The following is a 20,627-nucleotide window of genomic DNA, read 5'->3' on the forward strand; positions in this document are numbered from 1 at the left end:
CGGTGTGGTCCGGTGCGATGGGGTTCGGGGTGGCGAGCCCGCTTTTGATCCGGGGGCGAGTCCTCCGTCGGTCGGCGGTGAGCCGACCTTCGGGTCGGCGGCGAGTGCTGCACGCCCGGTACCCCGTGAGAAGTGGCTGATTTGCGGTGCGTTCTGTGACGGCGAACACATGAGTCACTACGTGATCGTCTCGTAACATTGCCCGCATGTCTTCGACCGAGCTGCCGTCCCTGCTGACCGCCACCGCGTCGCCGAAGGCGAGTGCCGTGCGCGTGGCACCCGGCGAGCGGCTGAGGTCGGTCCGGTTGCCGGGGATCACGTTGTCGGTGCGGTCGAGACCGCCCGCGCGCGAGGGACTGCCGCCCGCCCTGTACGTGCACGGCCTCGGCGGCTCCTCGCAGAACTGGTCCGCGCTGATGCCACTGCTCGACGGGCTCGTCGACAGCGAGGCGCTCGATCTGCCCGGCTTCGGTGACTCGCCGCCGCCGGACGACGGCAACTACTCCGTCACGGGACACGCCCGCGCGGTCATCCGTTACGTCGACTCCGCGGGGCGCGGCCCCGTGCACCTCTTCGGCAACTCCCTCGGCGGCGCGATCGCGACCCGCGTCGCCGCCCTGCGCCCCGATCTGGTGCGCACCCTGACGCTCGTCTCGCCTGCCCTGCCGGAGCTCCGCGTGCAGCGGACCGCCGTCCCGACGGCGCTGCTCGCGCTGCCGGGCATGTCGGCGCTCTTCACCCGCTTCACCAAGGGCTGGAGCGCCGAGCAGCGCGTACGGGGCGTCACCGCGCTCTGCTACGGCGACCCGGGCCGGGTCACGGAGGAGGGCTTCCGCAATGCCGTGGAGGAGATGGAGCGGCGCCTCCAGCTGCCTTACATGTGGGACGCGTTGACGCGTTCGGCCCGAGGGCTCGTGGACGCCTACACTCTGGGCGGTCAGCACTCGCTCTGGCGCCAGGCGGAGCGAGTCCTCGCCCCGACCCTCCTCGTCTACGGCCGACGCGACCAGCTCGTCGGCTACCGCATGGCCCAGCGCGCGGCCCGCTCCTTCCGCGACTCCCGCCTGGTCTCCCTGCCGGACGCGGGGCACGTGGCGATGATGGAGTACCCGGAGGCGGTGGCCGCCGCGTTCCGTGAGCTGCTCGCGGATGCGGGTCGGTCGCGGGGCGGGGCGGATGTGGAGCCGGTGGATGAGGAACCATCGGGTTCGGAGCCGGTGGGTTCTGATCTGGTGGGTGCCTCGCCGGCGGGTTCGACGTCGGTGGGTTCGTCACCGGCGGGTTCGTCACCGGTGGGTTCGTCTTCTGGGGCGGTCGGTGTTTCGGGTGAGGGTGGTTCGGTGAGTGGCGGTGGCTCGGTCGGAGCCGACGACGGTGACGCGGTCGCCGAAGGGCCGCCCAAGGGCTCGCCCGGCGGGGGGAGCTGAGGCGCGGCGTGGGACGGCACAGCCGCAAGGGGCGGGCGCCGAAAGGCGACACAAGTGATGTCGACATAAGGACGGCCGGGACGGCGAGGTCCGCCGGGCCGGGCGACCGCGCGGCGGCGGCTCCGCGAGCCCTCGGCGCGGAGGAGGCCCGAGGCGTGCGGGCCCGGGGTTCGGGCGGACCGGATGCCTCGGGCACCGGTGGTGCCTCGCCCTCGGCGGCGCATGCGGTTCCGCAGTCGCCGGGGGGTGCTCCGTCGCCCCGCGGATATGCCGGGGGCCCGGGGTACGGGTACGACACAACATCGGGGCAAGGGCTCCCCGGGCCGGGGCTACCGGGTCAGGCGAGGCCTGGGTTCGGTGGTGGGCCCGGGCAGCAGGGGGTGCGTTTCGCCGACGGCACGCCCGCGCACGGTTTTCCCCGCCTCCCCGACGGCACGCCCGCGCACGGTTTCCCGCGTCTTGCGGACGGTGCCCAGGACGGCGGTCGTCCGTCGAGTCGTGGGGAGCACCCTCAGCAGCGTGAAGCGGGTGGGGGTTGGGGCCACTTGGGTGGTGGTCGGCGGGGACCGGGTGCCGGACGCGGCGTGGCGCAGGGGTCGCCCGCGGGGGCTCCGTATGGTGGGCCGGGCGAGGCGTCACCCCATGGCGCCCCGTACGGCGTGCCTCCGGAGAGTTCGGGCCGTCGTATCCCCATTCCCCGGCAGCGGCAGGAGACCATGCCCCCCGGTGGCCCCCGCCAGGCTTATCTGGACGCCTTCGACGAGGTCGACGACGTCTTCGCACCCGGCCGGACCCATCGTGGCGCGCCGGGTGCCGACGACGACGGCCGGGCCGAGACGGTTCTGGAGGAGCAACCGCCGCGCGGGCGGTCGCCGCAGGAGCAGCCGCACGAGCGGCCGCCGGGCGATGGGACCGAGGCCGCAGGGGCCTCGAAGGGCGGCAAGGGGCGTGCGTTCACCGGGATCGCGGCGGCCGCGGTCACCACCGTGCTCGTGGTCGTCGTGGGTGGACAGTTGGCCGTCGGGGAGGACGACACCGTCACTCGGCAGCCGCAGGCCGCCGACGCCGGCCAGCGTGCGGTGCGTGACGCCTCGCGCAGCGACAACCGGCCCACCCCCTCCCTTTCTCCCAGCCCGACCGCGACCCCGCTGTCGTACGACCAGAAGATGGACCAGAAGTACCCGCTCGCCGCGGACCTGGAGGGCGGCGGAAAGTTCGAGGCGGTCAGGGGCTTCGACAAGGCGCCGGGAACGGGACAGAAGTACCGCTACCGGGTCGACGTCGAGAAGGGGCTCGGACTGGAAGCGGAGCTGTTCGCCGAGGCCGTCCAGAAGACCCTGAACGACGAACGCAGTTGGGCCCGCGGCGGCGGCCGCACGTTCGAGCGGATCTCCTCGGGCGCCCCCGACTTCGTGATCACGCTCGCGAGCCCCGGTACCACCGCGATCTGGTGCGCCAAGTCGGGCCTCGACACCACCGTGGACAACGTGTCCTGCGACTCGGCCGCCACCGAGCGCGTGATGATCAACGCGTACCGCTGGGCCCAGGGCGCTGAGACGTACGGCGACGAGATGCACGCGTACCGGCAGATGTTGATCAACCACGAGATCGGACACCGTCTCGGCTACGGCCATGAGACCTGCGACAAGGACGGCGAACTCGCGCCGGTCATGCAGCAGCAGAGCAAGTTCCTGACCTTCGGCGGGATCACGTGCAAGGCCAATCCCTGGCCCTACCCGGGAAGTTGACGGGACACCCCCCCGTTGATCGACGCGGAGTGACCGGGTGATCCCTTAGCGCGACAAAACGCGTCCCGCTAGTGAAAGTTACGACCGTTCACCCCTTTTGGTGGCGCGATGGACAACCGTCCGTCGCGCCACCGCCTTGTCCGCATACGTTCGTCCCGCTGCGGGCCGCCGGGCGAACGGCGGCTCCTCAAACGGGAGATCGGGGGTGCACGCGTGCGCATCGGACTGCTTACGGAGGGTGGCTATCCGTATGTGAGCGGTGACGCCAGGCTCTGGTGCGACCGACTCGTACGTGGGCTGGAGCGACACGAGTTCGACGTCTACGCGCTCAGCCGGAGCGAGCGGCAGGAGGACGAGGGCTGGATCCCGTTGCCACCACAGGTCCGCCGGGTCCGCACGGCACCGCTGTGGACGGCCGAGGACGACGGGATCGTCCACGGCCGACGCGCGCGAAGGCGCTTCGCCGAGGCGTACGGGGAGCTGGTGGCGGCTGTCTGTTCGGGGGAAGCCGGCGGTGCGGGCGGGATCAGCTCAGCGGGCGGGATCGGCGGTGTGACCGGGACGGTCCTCGAAGGGGCGCTCGCGAAGGGTTTCGACGGTCCGGCCGTGGATGGTTTCGATGGTGCGGCCGGTACTGAGGCGGACCGTTTCGGCAACGCGCTGTACGGGCTTGCGGAACTGGCCCGGGACGAGGGCGGACTCGTCGGCGCGCTGCGTTCCGAGGCCGCCGTCCGCACGCTGGAGCGCGCCTGTCGCGCGCCGGGCGCACTGCGAGGGGCGCGCGAGGCTCGTGTACCGGATCTGCTGACGGTCGCCGCGCATCTCGAACGCGCCCTGCGCCCCCTCTCGCTCGACTGGTACGAGGACGACGGGCTCGGCGCCGTCGACCTGTGCCATGCGGCGGCGGGCGGGTCGGCCGCGCTGCCCGGGCTGTTGGCCCGGCACTTCCACGGGGTGCCGCTCCTGGTCACCGAGTACGGCGTGCCGCTACGGGCGCACTACCTCGGGGCCTCGGGTGAGGCGCCGGTACGCGCACTCCTCGCGGCCTTCCACCGGCGGCTGACCGCGGAGGTGTACCGGCGTGCCGCCTGTCTGACCCCCGGCAACACCCATGCCCGCCGCTGGCAGGAGCGCTGCGGCGCCGATCGAGCCAAGATCCGTACGGTCTACCCCGGCATGGACGCCGCCCGCTTCGCCGAGGTGGGCGAGTCGCCGGAGTGCGCGGACCCGCACACGCTGGTGTGGGTGGGCCGCATCGAACCCGCCAAGGATCTGATCTCGCTGCTGCACGCCTTCACCGAGGTCCGGCGGGCGGAACCGAGGGCGCGGCTCAGGATCGTCGGAGCGGCCTCGGGGGCCGAGGCCACCTCGTATCTGGACCACTGCAAGGCCCTTGCCGCGCAGCTCTTCCCCGACGAGGCGGACGGTGTCCACGCGGTCGGTGACAACCCCGTCTCCTTCGAGGAGGTCGGCGACCCGGCCGTCCCCGACCTTGCCGAGGCCTACGCCGCCGGGGCGGTGGTCGTGCTGTCGAGTGTGGTCGAGGGCTTCCCGATCAGTCTGGTCGAGGCCATGTTCTGCGGTCGGCCCACGGTCTCCACCGACGTGGGGGCCGTCGTGGAGGTCATCGGCGGCACCGGGCTGGTCGTCCCCCCGCGTAATCCGCGGGCGCTCGCCGAAGCGTGCGTGGCGCTCCTGCGTGAACCCGGGCGCCGTGCGCGCCTGGGCGCGGCCGCCCGCGCCCGTGCTCTCGAACTCTTCACGGTGGAGCAGAACGTCGCGGCATTTCGTGGCATCTACCTGGAGATCGTCTCCCACGCCCCCGTGCACAGGATCGTCCTCGACGACACCGGTGAACCACTGCCCTTTGGGTCCCCTGCCGAGTCCCACGTCCCCGGCCGCTGGACCGAGCCCCGCCCGGGGGCGGGTGGCGTCGGGGTCACGGGGGTTGCCGGGGTCGCGGGAGTTGTCGGGATCGCGGGGGGTGCCGGAGCGGCGGGGATCTCCGCCGCCGCGGCGGCAGGCGCCGGTAGGGCGGGGCCGGGCCGGGGTGCCGTCGGACGGCCACGGTGGGCGGTTGGCTCGCCCGTGCGTGCTACGACGCCGGGCCGGGACGCTCTGTCCGGGCGGGCCGGGGCGTCCGGGCGGGACGGGGCGTCTGGGCGGAGCCGGGTGACGGGGCCGGACGCGGCGTTGGTGGCGGGCGGGACTTCGGCTGCAGGGACCACGGCCGCAGCGGCGGCCACGGCCTCGGCTGCGACCACGGAGCCGGCAGCGGTCACTGAGCCGACGGCGGTCACGGGTTCGGCTTCGGCGGCGAGCACCGCCTCGGCCGAGTCCATGGCTTCGACCCCGCGCACGACTCAGACGGCTGCGGTCGCGGCTGCGGCAGTGGAGGCCACGGTCTCGGCGCGGGCTGTCGAGAGGCCTTCGGCTGCCACCGCCGAGGATCCGGTTCCCACCGGGGAGCCGGTGCCCGCGGGGGAGGGGGCACGATGAGCGAGTTGCGGCTGGACGGACTGGATGGGCTGGACGGGCTGGATGGGTGCGATGTGAAGCTCCCGCCGGAGGCCATGACGTCGGGCGCCCCCTTGGCCTCGCGGGACCTCATCGCCCCGCCCGGTCCTGCGCTCAGGGTGGACGACGACGGCCATGCCCCACCCGAGGCCGCACACCGGTCCGCTCCCCGGCGCGGCGCCGTGGACCCCGTGAAGGCCCTGATGCACCGGCACCGGGAACTCTGCGAGCGGGCGGTCGATCCCTTGGAGATCGCCGCCGGGCTGGAGGCCCACGGGGTGACCGACCGAACGGCCGCCCGCTTCCGGCACCGCGACGTGTTCTCGCTCGCCGAGGAGATGTACGCACGGGTGTCGCGCGACGAGGAGGAATCCACGGAGCGCCAGCCGGTGCCGAGCGCGCCCGGCGCACGCCGTGGCTGGGCCGTGTTCGCCCTCTTGCCGGGCGCCCTGTGTGCGGCGGGCGTCGCCGGAGTGCGGCTCACCGACGGCCAACCACGTCTCATGGCCGCGGCCCTCGGCGCCCTCGCGGTGGCGCTCGGCCTCCGTGCGGCACTCGACCGGGGTCCACTGCGCGCACCGTCCGGCAGCGCGGGCCGTACCCGTACCTGGACGTGCTGGCTCATCGCCTACGCCCTCCTCGGCGACGGCCTGCTCACCGCCGGTCTCGCAGGCGGGCCCCACGGCCTCTGGTCCCTGGCCGTCGCCCCCGTACTGGCGCTCGCCCTGTCCTGCGCTCCCGCCGTCTGGTGCGCCCACCTCCTCTCCGCGCGGGCCCGCCGCAAACTCCGCACCAGCCGCGGCCTCGCAGATTTCGCCGAGTCCATGAAGCCTCTGATCCTCGGCGTGTCCGCACTCCACCTCGGTGCCCTGGCCGCCCTGCTGGCGCTGTGCGGGGCGGTCCTGAACGCGCCCACCGGACATGCGGGCGCCGCCGCCCTCGGGGCGCTGCTTCTGCTCGCGCGTCTCCTCATCGCGCACGGCTTCTCCCGGGCCCCGGTGGTCGCCCTCCGCGCAGCCGCGCTGGCCGAGGCGGCCGCGCTGGGCACGGTCTTCGCGAGCCGCCTGCCCGGCTGCTCCTTCCTGGCCGCCCCCGTCGAGACGATCGCCCGCGCCTGGGGTCCCGAGGCCGTACCCGCGCTCGTGTGCGGCGCCGCCGCGCTCACCCTGCTCGTGCACGCCACCCGCACGCTCACCCGGGCCTCCGCCCACGCCCTGCCCCCCGGGGCGACCTGACCCCCTCGGGCTTCGCACCACGGCCTCACACCGCCACGCGAAGTCCGAGCCCGATCGACGCACGGGACTTCCGTCCCGGACGTCCCCTCCCGCGAGGCCGACACCGCGGGCCACCTCAGCACCTACGGCACCACCCCATAAGGAGAACGCCAGATGATCACCTCCCGAACCGGAGAGCCCGCCCCGGGAGCCGCCCGATGAGGGTCCTGCTGATCGGAGCCAACGGATACCTCGGCCGCTTCGTCGCCGAACGTCTGCTCGCCGACCCGGCCGTCCAACTCACCGCGCTCGGCCGCGGCGACGACGCCGACGTACGGTTCGACCTCGCCACCGGCAGCCCCGGCGCGCTCACCCGCTTCCTGGACGCCGTCCACCCCGGAGTGGTCGTCAACTGCGCCGGCGCCACCCGGGGAGGCGCCCGCGAACTCACCCGGCACAACACCGTCGCCGTCGCCACCGTCTGCGAGGCTCTGCGCCGCAGCGGCTGCGGGGCACGTCTGGTGCAGCTCGGCTGCGGTGCGGAGTACGGGCCCAGCCAGCCCGGGTCCTCCACCGCCGAGGACGCCGTGCCCCGCCCCGGCGGCCCGTACGGTGTGAGCAAGCTCGCCGCCACCGAACTCGTCCTCGGCTCCGGCCTCGACGCCGTGGTCCTGCGTGTCTTCTCACCCGCCGGCCCCGGCACACCCGCCGGCTCCCCGCTCGGCCGTCTCGCCGAAGCCATGCGCCGCGCCATGCAGTCCGGCGACGGCGAACTCAAACTCGGCGGCCTCGGCGTCCAGCGGGACTTCGTCGACGTACGCGATGTCGCCCGCGCCGTCCACGCCGCCTCGCTCTCCGCCGCCCAGGGCGTGATCAACATCGGCTCGGGCCGCGCCGTGCGCCTCCGGGACGCCGCGGCCGTCCTCGCCCGCGTCGCCGGCTACGGGGGAGCCCTCCACGAACTGGACGCCCCGCCCAATCCCCTCAGGTCGACCATCGGCCACCCCCGCCCCGAACCCGACCACGCCGCCCCCGTCTCCTACCCCTATCCGGACGGCTGCGGCAGCTGGCAGCAGGCCGATGTGCGCACTGCCCGCGACCGGCTCGGCTGGCGGCCCCGCATCAACCTGGAGGAGTCCCTCGCCGACATCTGGATGGAGGCGGCATGCCGTATCTGACCCCCGCCCCGTCGGGCATCGCCCGCACCGGCTTAAGTCAGGGCATCGGCGTCCCCGGCTATGCCCACCCCCTCGTCGCTCCACTGGAATGGGGCGAGCTCACCCGCCCCGGCATCCCCTTGCACTGGGTCGCCCTCGACGTCTCCGACGGCCCCGGCACCCGCCCCGACCGGCACTGCCTGGAGGCCGCCGGACGGTTGCGGAACGCGGGGGTCCAGGTCCTCGGCCGGGTGGACATGACCTTCGGAGCGCGTGCCTTCGCCGAGATCGCCGCCGACGCCCGCCGCTATCTCGACTGGTACCTCGTCGACGGCTTCCTCCTGGACCGCTGTCCCACCGAGCGCGGCTCCCTCGCCGAGACCGGCCGCGCGGTCACCACACTCCGTGCCCTCCTCGGCGGCGGCCACGTCGTCCTCGGCCATGGAACCCATCCGTATCCCGGGTATGTCGAGATCGCCGACCAACTGGTGACCTTCTCCGGCCCCTGGAGCGACTACCGGTGGTCGCAGGTGGCCGAATGGACCGCCGACCATCCCCCCGAGCGCTTCTGCCACTTCGTCCACGGCGTTCCGCGCGGTCACCTGGACGAGGCACTGCGGATCGCCCGCTGGCAGGGCGCCGCCACGATCTACTTCACGGACCGCACCGACCGCTACGGGAGGATCGACCCCTGGGAGACGATGCCCGGCTACTGGGACGACATCGTCTCGCTGGTTGGAACGGGTGTCTCGGAATGAAAAAGGGCGTGGCAGTGTTACGGGGAGAACAACTGTAGTGATTGACCGACCAACGGAGTCCCCGTGTCGCTGCCACCCCTGGTCGAGCCCGCTTCCGAGCTCACCGTAGACGAGGTCCGCAGGTACTCCCGCCACCTGATCATCCCCGACGTCGGGATGGACGGGCAGAAGCGGCTGAAGAACGCCAAGGTGCTCTGTGTGGGCGCCGGCGGCCTGGGCTCGCCGGCGCTGATGTACCTGGCCGCGGCGGGCGTCGGGACGCTCGGCATCGTGGAGTTCGACGAGGTCGACGAGTCGAACCTGCAGCGCCAGATCATCCACAGCCAGGCCGACATCGGCCGTTCCAAGGCCGAGTCCGCCCGTGACTCCGTCCTCGGCATCAACCCGTACGTGAACGTGATCCTCCACGAAGAGCGGCTCGAGGCCGAGAACGTGATGGACATCTTCAGCCAGTACGACCTGATCGTCGACGGCACTGACAACTTCGCGACCCGTTACCTGGTCAACGACGCGGCCGTGCTGCTGAACAAGCCGTACGTCTGGGGTTCGATCTACCGCTTCGACGGCCAGGCCTCCGTCTTCTGGTCCGAGCACGGTCCCTGCTACCGCTGCCTCTACCCGGAGCCCCCGCCGCCGGGCATGGTCCCCTCCTGCGCCGAGGGCGGCGTCCTCGGCGTGCTGTGCGCCTCGATCGGTTCCATCCAGGTCACCGAGGCCATCAAGGTCCTCACCGGCACGGGCGAGCCGCTGGTCGGCCGCCTGATGATCTACGACGCCCTGGAGATGCAGTACCGCCAGGTCAAGGTCCGCAAGGACCCCAACTGTGCCGTCTGCGGCGAGAACCCCACCGTCACCGAGCTCATCGACTACGAGGCCTTCTGCGGCGTCGTCTCCGAGGAGGCCCAGGAGGCGGCCGCCGGTTCGACGATCACTCCCAAGCAGCTCAAGGAGTGGATCGACGACGGTGAGAACATCGAGATCATCGACGTCCGCGAGATCAACGAGTACGAGATCGTCTCCATCCCGGGCGCCAAGCTGATCCCGAAGAACGAGTTCCTCATGGGCACCGCCCTGGAGGCCCTCCCGCAGGACAAGAAGATCGTCCTGCACTGCAAGACGGGTGTCCGCAGTGCGGAAGTCCTCGCGGTCCTGAAGTCGGCGGGCTTCGCCGACGCGGTCCACGTCGGCGGTGGCGTGATCGGCTGGGTCAACCAGATCGAGCCCAGCAAGCCGGTCTACTAGCCGAGCAGGCCGGTTCACCGGGCGAACGCCTTCCAGAGAGGGGCTCGGCACCAAGGGTGCCGGGCCCCTCCGCGCTGCCCACCGGACCGCCGCGGGCCGGTGGGCGCACCGGTCTACCCGCAGACCTTGCCGTCCTTGGGCACCCTGCCGTCCAGCAGATACGCGTTCACCGTCGAGTCGACACAGCCGCTGCCGCTGCCGTACGCGCCATGACCCTCGCCCTTCCAGGTGAGCATCACACCGACGCCCTCGCCCAGCTCCCCGGCCATCTTCCGCGCGCCCTCGTAGGGTGTCGCCGGATCCCCGGTGTTGCCCACCACGAGGACGGGGTCGGCTCCGGGGGCGCTCACCTCCGGTGAGTCCGTGAGACCGGGTACCGGCCAGTCGTGGCACCAGCCCGCCGTGTCCCAGCCCAGGAACTCGCCGAACACGGGAGAGATCTCCCGGAACTCGGGCAGCAGCTTCTTCGTCTCCTCCGGAGTCGGCCGCTGCTTCTGGTCCAAGCACGATATGACCCGTTGGGAGTGGGTCGTCGTGCCGTAGTGGCCCGACGGGTCCCGCTCGTTGTACCCGTCGGCCAGCGCCAGCAGTTCGGTGCCGTCGCCGTCCTCCGCGGCGTCGAGTGCGCTGGTCAGTGTGGGCCAGCTCTGCTCGCTGTAGAGCGGCAGGACGATCCCGGTGGTCGCCAGCGTCTGGGTGAGCTCGCGGCCGGACGTCGTCGCCAGCGGTTCGGCGTCGATGCGCTCCAGCAGCTTCTCGATCCTCCGGGTGCCAGCCTCGGGGGCCTGGCCCGTGGACCTCAGATAGTTGTCGAGGGCGCGCTGGAAGCCCAGGGCCTGGTTCTTCGCGTGCCCCACCGTGTCGGCGGTCGGGTCGACCACCGCGTCCAGGACCAGGCGTCCCACTTTCCCGGGGAACAGATGGGCGTAGACGCCGCCGAGTTCGGTGCCGTAGGAGATGCCGAAGTAGTGCATCTTCTCGTCGCCGAGGACCTGGCGTATGAGGTCCATGTCGCGGGCGGTCTCGGTGGTCGAGACGTGCGACAGCAGTGCGCCCGCGGCCTTCTCGCAGCCCGCCCCGAAGTCGGCCGCGTCCTCGAAGAAAGCGGTCTCCTCGGTCGTGTCGTCCGGTGTGGCGTCCACCGACTCGCTCGCCTGGATCTCCTTGTCGCCGCGGCAGCGCACCCCCTCGCTCCGGGCCACCCCACGCGGGTCCCAGCTCACCAGGTCGTACCGCTTGTGCAGTTCGCTCGCCACCCCGGCGTAAGACGGGAGCATGGAGACACCTGAGCCGCCCGGGCCACCGAAGTTGAACAGGAGGGAGCCGACCCGCTCGTCGGCGTCGCCGGTCGCCCTGCTGCGGATCAGCGCGAGCCCGATCTTCGCGCCGTCCGGTTCGGCGTAGTCCAGCGGTACCTTCAGCGTCGCGCACTGCCAGTCGTCGCCCGGCGCTGGCTCTTCCGACGTCGCCTCGCAGCGCCCCCAGTCGAGTTCCTTCGGCGCCGACGCGGACGCCGGTGTGGATGCGGATGCGGAGGCCTTGCCGTCCTCCTTCTCGTCGTCGGATCCGTCGTCCGTGCCGCCGCTGCAGCCTGCGACCAGCAGCACGGCTGCGGCCAGGGCCACCCCCCGTGGAAAACGCGCCATGAGCACTTCCCCCCTCTCGCTCCACCGTCCGACGGCTGTCCCGAATGACGGTCATGCCATGGTATGCGGACCACCGGGGATGCCGAGCTGGCCTGTGGATAACGTTCTGACCTGCATGTTCACGAGCAGACGGTGCCGTTTTTCGGCACCTTCCCCCTCAGCAGGTAGCCGTCCACGGCCGTCTGGACGCAGGCATTGCCGCTGCCGTACGCGCCATGACCCTGTCCTCGGTACGTCAGCCCCACTCCGACCCCCGGCCCGAGCGCCTCGACCATCCTGCGCGCACCCTCGTACGGGGTGGCCGGGTCGCCCGTGTTGCCGATCACAAGGATCGGCGCCGAGCCCCGGGCCCTCACATCGGGGTGGTCGGCCGCGCCGGCGACCGCCCAGTCGGTGCAGGTGAGCAGGGACCAGGCGAGCCACTCACCGAAGACGGGCGAGGTCGCCCGGAACTCGGCCAGTCTCGTCTCCACGTCCTCGGTGGTGTAGCGCGGCTTGTCGTCCGCGCAGTTGATGGAGACGTTCGCCGCGGAGAGGTTGCTGTACTCGCCGTTCTCGCTTCGCCCGTTCAACGAGTCGGACAGCAGCATCAGCACCTGGCCGTCCCCGTCGTACGCCTGTTCCAGACCCGCTGTCAGGTACTGCCAGAGATCCTGGGAGTAGAGAGCCTGGGCGATGCCGTTCCGCGCCTCGGTCTCGGTCAGGTCGCGCGGAAAGACCCCGGGGATCGGCTTTCTGTCGAGGTCGTCGAGCAGCTTGACGATCCGGTTCTCGACGTCCTGCTCGGTGTCGCCCACCGGGCAGTCCGCCACCTGGGAGACACAGTCCCGGGCGTAGTTGTCGAGCGCCCGCTGGAAGCCCTTGGCCTGTCCGAGCGAGCCCTGCTCCGCGGTCTGGGTCGGGTCGACGACAGCGTCGAACACGGCACGTCCGACGTTCTCGGGGAACAGGTGCGCGTAGACGCCGCCGAGTTCGGTGCCGTACGAGAAGCCGAAGTAGTGGAGCTTGTCGTCGCCGAGGACCTGGCGCATGAGGTCCATGTCACGGGCCGCGTCCGTGGTGGGGACGTGCGGGAGGGTCCTGCCGGAGTTCTCCTCACAGGCGGAGTTGAACGTCTTGGTGCTGTCGAGGAAGTCCGTCCGCTCGGACGCGTCGTCCGGTGTCATGTCCTGCTGGAAGTATTCGTCGAGTGCCTCGTCGTCCTCGCACTGGACGCCGGCGCTGCGTCCGACGCCACGCGGGTCGAAGCTCACCAGGTCGTAGCGGGTACGCAGTTTCGCGTAGTCCTCGCCGAACGAGGGGAGCGTCTTGACCCCCGAGAGGCCGGGGCCGCCGAAGTTGAAGACGAGCGAGCCGATGCGCTGATTCCCGGAGCCGCTGGACCGGGCCCGGATCAGTGCGATGCCGATGGTGTCGCCGTCGGGCTCGTCCCAGTCGAGAGGCGCTTTCATGGTGGCGCACTGCCAGCCGTCCCCGTCCGGCAGCGGTGGGGGCGCGGTGCCACCGCCCTGGGACGCCGACGGCGCCTCGCAGGTCTTCCAGCTCAGCTTCTGCTTCGTCAGGTCCCTGTCGTCCCCCGGAGCGGCATCGCCGCAGCCCGCCGCCGTCACGGACAGCAGGACGGCGATGGCGGTCACGGCGACGGCACGCGGTCGGGGTGCGAGGGGCATGCCACCCATCCTGGTGGCGCCCCGAGCGATGCGCTCGGGGCGCGGGCCGTGCGAGTGAGCTGAGGGGCGCCGTCCACGCGCGCGTGGACGGCGTGCGGCGGGCGAGACGCCCACGCGAGTAGGCGCCCTCTAGAGCGCGCCCTTGCGTGACAGCTGGTTGAAGGCCAGCCATCCCGGCAGCACGGGCAGCCACAGGGTCAGCAGACGGAAGAGCAGCACGGCCGGCGCGGCGACCTCCTTGGGGAGGCCGACGGCGATCAGACCGACCGTCAGGGTGGCCTCGACGGCACCCACACCGCCCGGGGTCGGGGCCGCCGAACCGAGCGCGTTGCCCGCGAGGAAGACGACCGCGACGCTGGCGATGCTGATCGACACGTCCTCGTTGCCGAACGCGCGGATCGAGGCGTCCAGGCACATCACGAAGCAGCCCGTGAGGAGCAGCATGCCGCCGATGCCGGTGACCAGCTTCTGCGGCCGCTGCAGCACGTCGAGCATGCGCGGCACGACACCGGCGAAGAGCGACCGCACGCGCGTGACGACGAACTTGCGCAGGAACGGGATGGACGTCACCACCAGCACGAGCACCGCCACCGTCAGCAGGCCCGCGATGACGGTGCGGGACGGCGACAGGGACGGCGTCTTCTCGGTACCGGTCAGATAGCCGAAGGCCAGCAGCATCAGGATGTGGCAGCCGAGTCCGAAGAGCTGCGACGCGCCGACGCTCGCCACCGCGAGCCCCGGCCGCACCCCCGCCCGCTGCAGGAAGCGCGTGTTGAGTGCCACACCGCCCACCGCGGCCGGCGCCACGATCTTCACGAACGATCCGGCGACCTGTGCCCCGATGGTCCGCAGGAACGGCACCCGCTCAGGCACGAAGCCCAGCAGGCTCATCGCCGCCGCGACATAGCTCAGCGCGGAGAAGAACACCGCGGCGGCGACCCAGCCCCACTCGGCGTTCTCGATGAGCGGCCCGAACTCGATGTGGGTGAGCTGGGTCAGCAGGAAGTACGCGCCGATCGCACCGGCGATGAGACTGATCAGCGTGCGCGGCTTGACCCGCTCGAGCCGGGCCGGTTCGACCGGTGCCTGGGGCCTGATCAGCAGCACCTGGTGGCGGATCTGGGTGAGCAGGTCCTCCTCGCGGGCCTCCTCCAGGGCCTCGTCGATCGCTCGCTTCTCGGCACGCTGCTCGGCCCGTACGGCCTTCTTGTCGGCTTTGCCCGGCTCGGCGGCCCTGCTGTGCTCCTCCGCGCGGGCCTGCTTGGCGAGGTGGGACGCCTCCAGGACCGCCTCGCGCTCGCGTTCGGAGCGCTCCCGGGCGAGTCTGCGCAGCGTCGCGCGCGTGGAGCGCGACAGGGCGATGGGCTGGAGCATCGGCAGACAGTCGGCCACGGCGTCGGGGCCGAGCACGCTGACCGCCGACGCCACCGCGCGTTCCGCGCCCACCCGCAGACCCAGAGTCGTCAGCAGCTGGGAGACGTCCATGCGGAGCACCAGATCGCCCGCCGCGATCTCGCCGACGCGCAGATCGGTGAGGATCACCGTGCCGGAACGATCCACCAGAATCGCGTCACCGACGAGCCTGCGGTGCGCGATCCGCCGCGACTGCAGTGCTTTCACCTGGTGCCAGGTGTCCGACATCAGCTCGTCGGTGACCTCGTCGTCCGCCAGGGAGTCCAGCGTGCGTCCGCCGGTGTGCTCGTAGACAAGCATCACGGCGTCCGGTCCGAGCTCGGAGGTGGCGATCAGCTTCGGCGCGTTGGCGCCGGCCGCGATGGCCGCGTACGCGAGGAGGGCCTCCTGCTCCAGCGCCTGGCGCAGCGACTGCAGGCTGCGGCGGGTGGTGATGCCGCGCAGCGTCAGACGCCGCCAGACGCGGTAGAAGAAGCCCTGGGCCTGCTGCTCCCGGTCCACGACGGTGACGTCCAGGGGCGGGCCGTCCTCCAGCGTCACGAAGTACCGGCGGCCCCGGTCCCCGCCCTCCGCCGTCTCCGGGATCTCCTCACGGGCCGCGCTCACGGGCTTGAAGCCGACCCGCCTGAGGCCGGCCATCAGCGTCCGGCCGGTCGGGCGGACGTTGGGGGAGCCGACCGCATACAGCGTTCCGTAGGCGACGGTCCAGCCGATCAGCACCGTCAGGATGATCGAGAACGGTGTGGTGTAGCCCGTGACCAGCATCGAGAAGGCGTCCAGCAGGAGCACGATCCACAGCACGGCCCGCCATCGGGGTCTGCGTGACATGCCGACGGCGGTCATGTACGCGATGACCGGCGCGAGGTAGCCGTGCACGGGGTCCGTGAGCGCGTGGATGTCGCCGGGGGAGGGCTGGGTGAGCGCCTCCTGGATCGAGTCCGGGGCGGCCCTGGCGACCCACAGGTCGGTCGCCAGCGTCACTCCGTGCGCCAGCACCGCCGCGAGCACGCCGTCGGCGATGCGCAGCCCGTCCCGCTTGATCAGCCGTTCGATCGCGAACGCGACCGGTACGAGCAGGATCGCGATGCTCGATCCCAGGCCGGCGAGCTTGATCAGAAGATCGGGCGCCTGTCCCGTGCCCTTGTTGATGTCCTGTTCGAGTCCGGAGGTGGTGCCGTGGGCGAACGCGGCGATCCCCAGCAGGACGATGACGCCGAGGATGCCCACCGACAGCCGCATGAGGTCGGAGGGACGGTGTACGCGCGCGGGGAGCAGTGGTTCGTCGCCCTCGACCTCCTCGGCGTGTGCCTCGTCGAGGTCGTTCTCGTCCTGCCTGTCCCGCAGCTTCTCGTCCACGTTCCCGTGCTCGTCCTCGTGCGCCGAGGGGGACTTCTTCTCGAAGGAGGGCGAGGAGGTGGTGCCGGAGGCCTTCTCCGAGACGTCGTCGGTGCCCTCGGCGCCGCCCTCCGAGGCGTTCGGGCGCGACGAGGCGCCAGAGCTGCCCGACGCGTCATCGGGATGCACGCTCTGCTGCTTCATCGTCTCTTCTTGGTCTCGTATCACCGGTCACCGCCCGCACGATGGTGGCATGCCAGGTGGGCACACAGGGGCATCAGGGTGCAATGCGGGGGCGCACAGTCTGCCCGAAGACCGCCCCCGGAGCGAGGGACGCACGCCTTGGCCACCACGTCCCATTGTCGGTGGGGTGGGGCAGGATGGGGCGGATGAGCGAGGAGAGCCTTCCGGCGGACGCCCTGCCGGAGTACGCGGAGCGGGTCCTCGAGGTCGCCGACCTGATCCCGCCGGGGCGGGTCATGACATACGGGGACGTCGCCGAATGGCTGGGGGAGGGCGGCCCGCGCCAGGTGGGCCGCGTCATGGCCCTCTACGGGGGTGCGGTGCCCTGGTGGCGGGTCGTTCGCGCCGACGGCGTCCTGCTGCCCGGCCATGAACGGAGAGCCCTGGACCACTACCGTGCGGAGGCGACTCCCCTGCGCGAGGCGAGCCGAGCCACCGAGGGCCATGTCCCGCGCGTCGACATGAGACGGGCGCGCTGGGACGGCGGTGGAGGCGCGGAGGGTCACACCTGACAGCTTCCGCCATCCGAAGGACCTCGGTGCGACCCCTGGCCCGTACGGGCGACGCGTGGCACGTCGGTGCCATGGCGTACGTTCGTGGGGCGTGGGACGCGTGTGCCGTGCGGGTCGGGAGGGCTTAAGGGGAAGCCCTGCTTCCGCACCACCCGTCGGCGTAGCGTCGGCTGCGCGTGTCCCTCTCACCCCCCGGCCACCCTCCCCGCCGAGCGGCACGCCGCACACCCGATTCCCGACCACCACCCCTCGACACCGGCGCACCGCGTCGACAGTGACACCCCGCACACCCACCAGGACCGGCGAACCACGTGAGCTCCTCTTTCTCCACCAGGCGCCTGTCGCACACCCAGGTGCGACAGGGGAGCCGTGGCGCTTACCGACTGGTGCGTACCCCACCGGCCCGGACGGACCCCCCTCGTCTGGACGCCGAGCAGCGCGGCGTGGTTGACCACGAGCGCGGGCCCCTGCTCGTTCTCGCAGGTCCGGGCACCGGCAAGACGACCACGCTCGTCGAGTCGGTGGCGGCCCGCATCGCCCGTGGGGGCGACCCGGCGCGCGTGCTGGTGCTGACCTTCAGCCGCAAGGCCGCCGTGGAACTGCGCGACCGCATGGCGCTGCGCATGGGCGCCGCGCGCGCCCCTCAGGCCACCACCTTTCACTCCTTCTGCTACGCGCTGGTCCGCGCCCACCAGGACAGCGACCTGTTCGTCGAGCCGCTGCGGCTGCTGTCCGGTCCGGAGCAGGACGTGGCGGTCCGTGAACTCCTCGCGGGGCAGCCCGACCTTGAACGCCTCGGGCTCGCGCACGTGCGCTGGCCGGACGAACTGCGCGCCTGCCTGACCACGCGAGGCTTCGCCGACGAGGTCCGCGCGGTCCTCGCCCGCAGCCGCGAACTGGGCCTGGCCCCCGACGACCTGCGTGCCTTCGCCGCGCGCATAGGCCGCCCGGACTGGCTCGCGGCCTCCGCCTTCCTCGCCGAGTACCTGGACGTCCTCGACCTCCAGGGCGTGCTCGACTACGCGGAACTGGTCCATCGCGCGGTGCTCCTGGCCGGACGCCCCGACGTCGCCCGGCGGCTGTCCGCCCAGTACGACGCGGTCTACGTCGACGAGTACCAGGACACGGACCCCGCGCAGGTACGGCTGCTGCGGACCCTCGCCGGAGGCGGCCGCACCCTGGTCGCCTTCGGCGATCCCGACCAGTCGATCTACACCTTCCGGGGCGCCGACGTGAACGGCATCCTGGAGTTCCCGCAGGCCTTCCCGCGCGCGGACGGCCACCAGGCCCCGGTCGCGGTCCTGAAGAACTCCCGCCGCTCGGGAGCGAACCTGCTCGGCGCCACGCGCCTGCTCACCCAGCGCATGCCGCTCACCCGCCTCCCCGCCGAGAAGGTACGCGCCCACCGCGAGCTGAGGCCCGTACGGGACGGAGGGCGCGTCGAGGTCTACACGTACCCGACGCCGGGCACGGAACTGGACAACATCGCGGACGTCCTCCGCCGGGCTCATCTGGAGGACGGCGTCCCCTGGAGCGAGATGGCCGTCCTGGTGCGTGCCGGCGCCCGCACGATCCCGTCGATCCGGCGCACCCTCACCGCCGCGGGCGTCCCCCTGGAGACCGACGGCGACGACCTGCCCCTGCGCCACGAACCTGCCGTACAGCCGCTGCTGACGGCGTTGCGGGCGGTCGCGCGGGCGGAGCTGGGGGAGACGACGGCCGTGACGGGCTCGGCAGCGGAAGCCGACGAGTCACCCGACGTGCCCGACCCCGCTGATCCGTCCGGGGCGTCCCACCCGTCCGACGTGCAGCACTGCTGGCTCGACACCGAAACCGCGCTCGACCTCCTCGCCTCCCCCTTGGCGGGTATGGACACCGCCGATCTGCGGCGCCTGGGCCGCGCGTTGCGCGAGGAGGAGCGAGCCGGCGGCAACCCCGTACCGCCGCCGTCGGACGAACTGCTGGCACGCGCGCTGGCCGAGCCGGAACGGCTGGTGGCGCACGATCCGGCGTACGCGAGGGGCGCGCAGCGCCTCGGCGCGCTGCTGCGAAAGGCCCGTGAAGGCCTCGCGGGCGGCGGGACGGTCGAGGAGGCGCTGTGGGAGCTGTGGGACGGCACGCCCTGGCCCAGGCGGCTGGAGCGCGCCGCCCGGCGTGGTGGCACGGCCGGACGCAACGCGGACCGTGACCTGGACGCCGTCTGTGCGCTGTTCGCCACGGCGGCACGCGCGGAGGAGCGCACCGGCGGCCTGGGCGCCCTCAACTTCCTGGCGGAGATCGAGGCCGAGGACATCGCCGCCGACACGCTGACCGGGCGGGCCGTCCGCCCCGCCGCCGTACGCCTGATGACCGCGCACCGCGCCAAGGGCCTGCAGTGGCGCCTGGTCGTCGTCGCGGGTGTCCAGGAAGGGCTGTGGCCGGACCTGCGCCGTCGCGGTTCGCTGCTGGAGGCCGACCGCATCGGGCGCGACGGTCTCGCCGAACCGCTCACGCCGGGCGCCCTTCTCGCAGAGGAACGCCGTCTGTTCTACGTGGCCGCCACGCGCGCGCGTGAACGCCTCGTCGTCACCGCTGTGAAAGCCCCCGCCGACGACGGCGACCAGCCCTCCCGCTTCCTCACCGAACTGGGGGTCGAGCCGAAGGACGTCACCGGCCGTCCCCGCCGCCCGCTGTCCGTGGCCGCCCTCGTCGCCGAGCTGCGCGCCACCACGGTGGACCCACGGGTGTCCGAGACCCTCCGCGAGGCGGCCGCCCTGCGGCTGGCCCGTCTGGCCGCGCTGAGCGACGAGGACGGCCGTCCGCTCGTGCCGTCGGCGCATCCCCACCGCTGGTGGGGCATGTTCGAGCCGACCGAGAGCAAGGTGCCGCTCAGGAACCGTGACCAGCCCGTCGTGCTGTCCGGAAGCGCCCTCGACCAGCTCGCCAACACCTGCGCCCTGCAGTGGTTCCTGGGCCGTGAGGTGAAGGCCGACGCGCCCGCGACCGCCGCCCAGGGTTTCGGCAACGTCATCCACGTGCTCGCCGACGAGGTCGCCTCCGGGCGTACCCCGGCCGACCTCGACGTCCTCATGGAGCGCCTCGACTCCGTATGGAACGCGCTCGCCTTCGACGCGCCCTGGAAGTCGGACCAGGAGAAGCAGCACGCGCGCGTGGCGCTCGAACGCTTCCTGCAGTGGCATGTCATGGACCGAGCGGGGCGGGCCCCGGTGGCCAGCGAGCACGACTTCGACGTCACCCTCGAGGCGGGCGACTACGAAGTGCGCATCCGGGGCTCCATGGACCGTGTCGAGACCGACACCGAGGGCCGTGCCTACGTCGTCGACTTCAAGACCGGCAAGCAGTCCGTGAGTTCCGCCGAGGTGAGCCGCCACCCCCAGCTCGCCGTGTACCAGCTCGCGGTCCGCGAGGGGGCTGTCGACGAGCCCTTCGGCGGCGTGCGTCCCGAACCGGGCGGTGCCGAACTCGTCCAGCTGCGCCAGGGCGCCGCCAAGAAGAACGGTGGCGAGAGCCTCCCCAAGGTGCAGGCGCAGGGCCCCGTCGAGGGTGCGGAAGGGGAGTGGGTGGCGGATCTCCTGGCGACCGCCGCGGGCAAGGTTCTGGACGAGCGTTTCTCCCCGACCGCCGGACAACACTGTGCACACTGCGCTTTCCGGGCATCGTGCAGCGCCCGCCCCGAAGGCCGTCACGTGGTCGAGTGACCGTGCCCGCTCGGCGGCCCGACGGCCGCTGTCAGTGGTCGGCGCTA

General features: G+C 72.1%; 12 protein-coding genes. 9 read left to right on the top strand and 3 right to left on the bottom strand.

The genetic code is table 11. The features are described 5' to 3' along the window. Positions 1-206: 206 nt before the first annotated feature. The 7 genes from GWK25_RS06355 (at position 207) to moeZ (ending at position 10,063) form a co-directional block, all read left to right on the top strand. Positions 207-1,427, top strand: coding sequence for an alpha/beta fold hydrolase (locus GWK25_RS06355; protein ID WP_215448872.1), 1,221 nt, complete (start codon positions 207-209; stop codon positions 1,425-1,427). 8 nt (positions 1,428-1,435) lie between these two features. Beyond that, on the top strand, positions 1,436-3,175 hold the full coding sequence (locus GWK25_RS44690) for a DUF3152 domain-containing protein (RefSeq protein ID WP_215448873.1): 1,740 nt from the start codon (positions 1,436-1,438) through the stop codon (positions 3,173-3,175). 213 nt (positions 3,176-3,388) lie between these two features. Continuing rightward, complete coding sequence (locus GWK25_RS06365) at positions 3,389-5,674, top strand: DUF3492 domain-containing protein (RefSeq protein ID WP_215448874.1); 2,286 nt, start codon at positions 3,389-3,391, stop codon at positions 5,672-5,674. After that, entirely contained in the window at positions 5,671-6,927 is a 1,257-nt protein-coding gene (locus GWK25_RS06370) for a hypothetical protein (RefSeq protein WP_251828747.1), read from the top strand. Before GWK25_RS06365 ends, GWK25_RS06370 begins: the two co-directional genes overlap by 4 nt. A gap of 197 nt (positions 6,928-7,124) precedes the next feature. Continuing rightward, a complete protein-coding gene (locus GWK25_RS06375) occupies positions 7,125-8,084 on the top strand; it encodes an NAD(P)-dependent oxidoreductase (protein WP_215448875.1) in 960 nt (319 codons plus the stop codon). Further along, the gene (locus GWK25_RS06380; protein WP_215448876.1) at positions 8,072-8,821 is read left to right on the top strand and encodes a spherulation-specific family 4 protein; all 750 of its coding nucleotides are present in this window, start codon (positions 8,072-8,074) and stop codon (positions 8,819-8,821) included. Before GWK25_RS06375 ends, GWK25_RS06380 begins: the two co-directional genes overlap by 13 nt. Positions 8,822-8,884: 63 nt before the next feature. Continuing rightward, positions 8,885-10,063 carry an adenylyltransferase/sulfurtransferase MoeZ gene (moeZ, locus tag GWK25_RS06385; protein ID WP_215448877.1) on the top strand — a complete coding sequence of 393 codons (1,179 nt, stop codon included), beginning with the start codon at positions 8,885-8,887 and terminating at the stop codon, positions 10,061-10,063. 113 nt (positions 10,064-10,176) lie between these two features. Here the strand turns inward: moeZ and GWK25_RS06390 are convergent, their stop codons facing one another. From GWK25_RS06390 to GWK25_RS06400, 3 genes are all read right to left on the bottom strand, one after another. Further along, positions 10,177-11,709 (bottom strand): alpha/beta hydrolase, encoded by a 1,533-nt coding sequence (locus tag GWK25_RS06390; RefSeq protein WP_215448878.1) that lies wholly within the window; start codon positions 11,707-11,709, stop codon positions 10,177-10,179. Positions 11,710-11,828: 119 nt separating this feature from the next. Continuing rightward, a complete protein-coding gene (locus GWK25_RS06395) occupies positions 11,829-13,379 on the bottom strand; it encodes an alpha/beta hydrolase (protein ID WP_215448879.1) in 1,551 nt (516 codons plus the stop codon). 129 nt (positions 13,380-13,508) lie between these two features. Beyond that, a complete protein-coding gene (locus GWK25_RS06400; protein WP_215448880.1) occupies positions 13,509-16,331 on the bottom strand; it encodes a lysylphosphatidylglycerol synthase transmembrane domain-containing protein in 2,823 nt (940 codons plus the stop codon). A gap of 185 nt (positions 16,332-16,516) precedes the next feature. On the opposite strand from GWK25_RS06400, the gene GWK25_RS06405 reads away from it, so the two are divergent. Further along, on the top strand, positions 16,517-16,882 hold the full coding sequence (locus GWK25_RS06405; protein WP_286014514.1) for an MGMT family protein: 366 nt from the start codon (positions 16,517-16,519) through the stop codon (positions 16,880-16,882). A gap of 311 nt (positions 16,883-17,193) precedes the next feature. Next, positions 17,194-20,580 (top strand): ATP-dependent DNA helicase, encoded by a 3,387-nt coding sequence (locus GWK25_RS06410; RefSeq protein WP_215448882.1) that lies wholly within the window; start codon positions 17,194-17,196, stop codon positions 20,578-20,580. Positions 20,581-20,627 lie beyond the last annotated feature (47 nt).

It is taken from the genome of Streptomyces sp. ATCC 21386, from assembly GCF_018728545.1.
GTDB lineage: Bacteria > Actinomycetota > Actinomycetes > Streptomycetales > Streptomycetaceae > Streptomyces.

What these genes read in the sequence shown, in the direction of transcription:
- GWK25_RS06390 (WP_215448878.1), bottom strand. Translation starts at nt 11,709, where the DNA reads ATGGCGCGTTTTCCACGGGGGGTGGCCCTGGCCGCAGCCGTGCTGCTG.
- GWK25_RS06355 (WP_215448872.1), top strand. Translation starts at nt 207, where the DNA reads ATGTCTTCGACCGAGCTGCCGTCCCTGCTGACCGCCACCGCGTCGCCG.
- GWK25_RS06380 (WP_215448876.1), top strand. Translation starts at nt 8,072, where the DNA reads ATGCCGTATCTGACCCCCGCCCCGTCGGGCATCGCCCGCACCGGCTTA.
- GWK25_RS06405 (WP_286014514.1), top strand. Translation starts at nt 16,517, where the DNA reads ATGAGCGAGGAGAGCCTTCCGGCGGACGCCCTGCCGGAGTACGCGGAG.
- GWK25_RS06370 (WP_251828747.1), top strand. Translation starts at nt 5,671, where the DNA reads ATGAGCGAGTTGCGGCTGGACGGACTGGATGGGCTGGACGGGCTGGAT.
- GWK25_RS06375 (WP_215448875.1), top strand. Translation starts at nt 7,125, where the DNA reads ATGAGGGTCCTGCTGATCGGAGCCAACGGATACCTCGGCCGCTTCGTC.
- GWK25_RS06400 (WP_215448880.1), bottom strand. Translation starts at nt 16,331, where the DNA reads ATGAAGCAGCAGAGCGTGCATCCCGATGACGCGTCGGGCAGCTCTGGC.
- GWK25_RS06395 (WP_215448879.1), bottom strand. Translation starts at nt 13,379, where the DNA reads ATGCCCCTCGCACCCCGACCGCGTGCCGTCGCCGTGACCGCCATCGCC.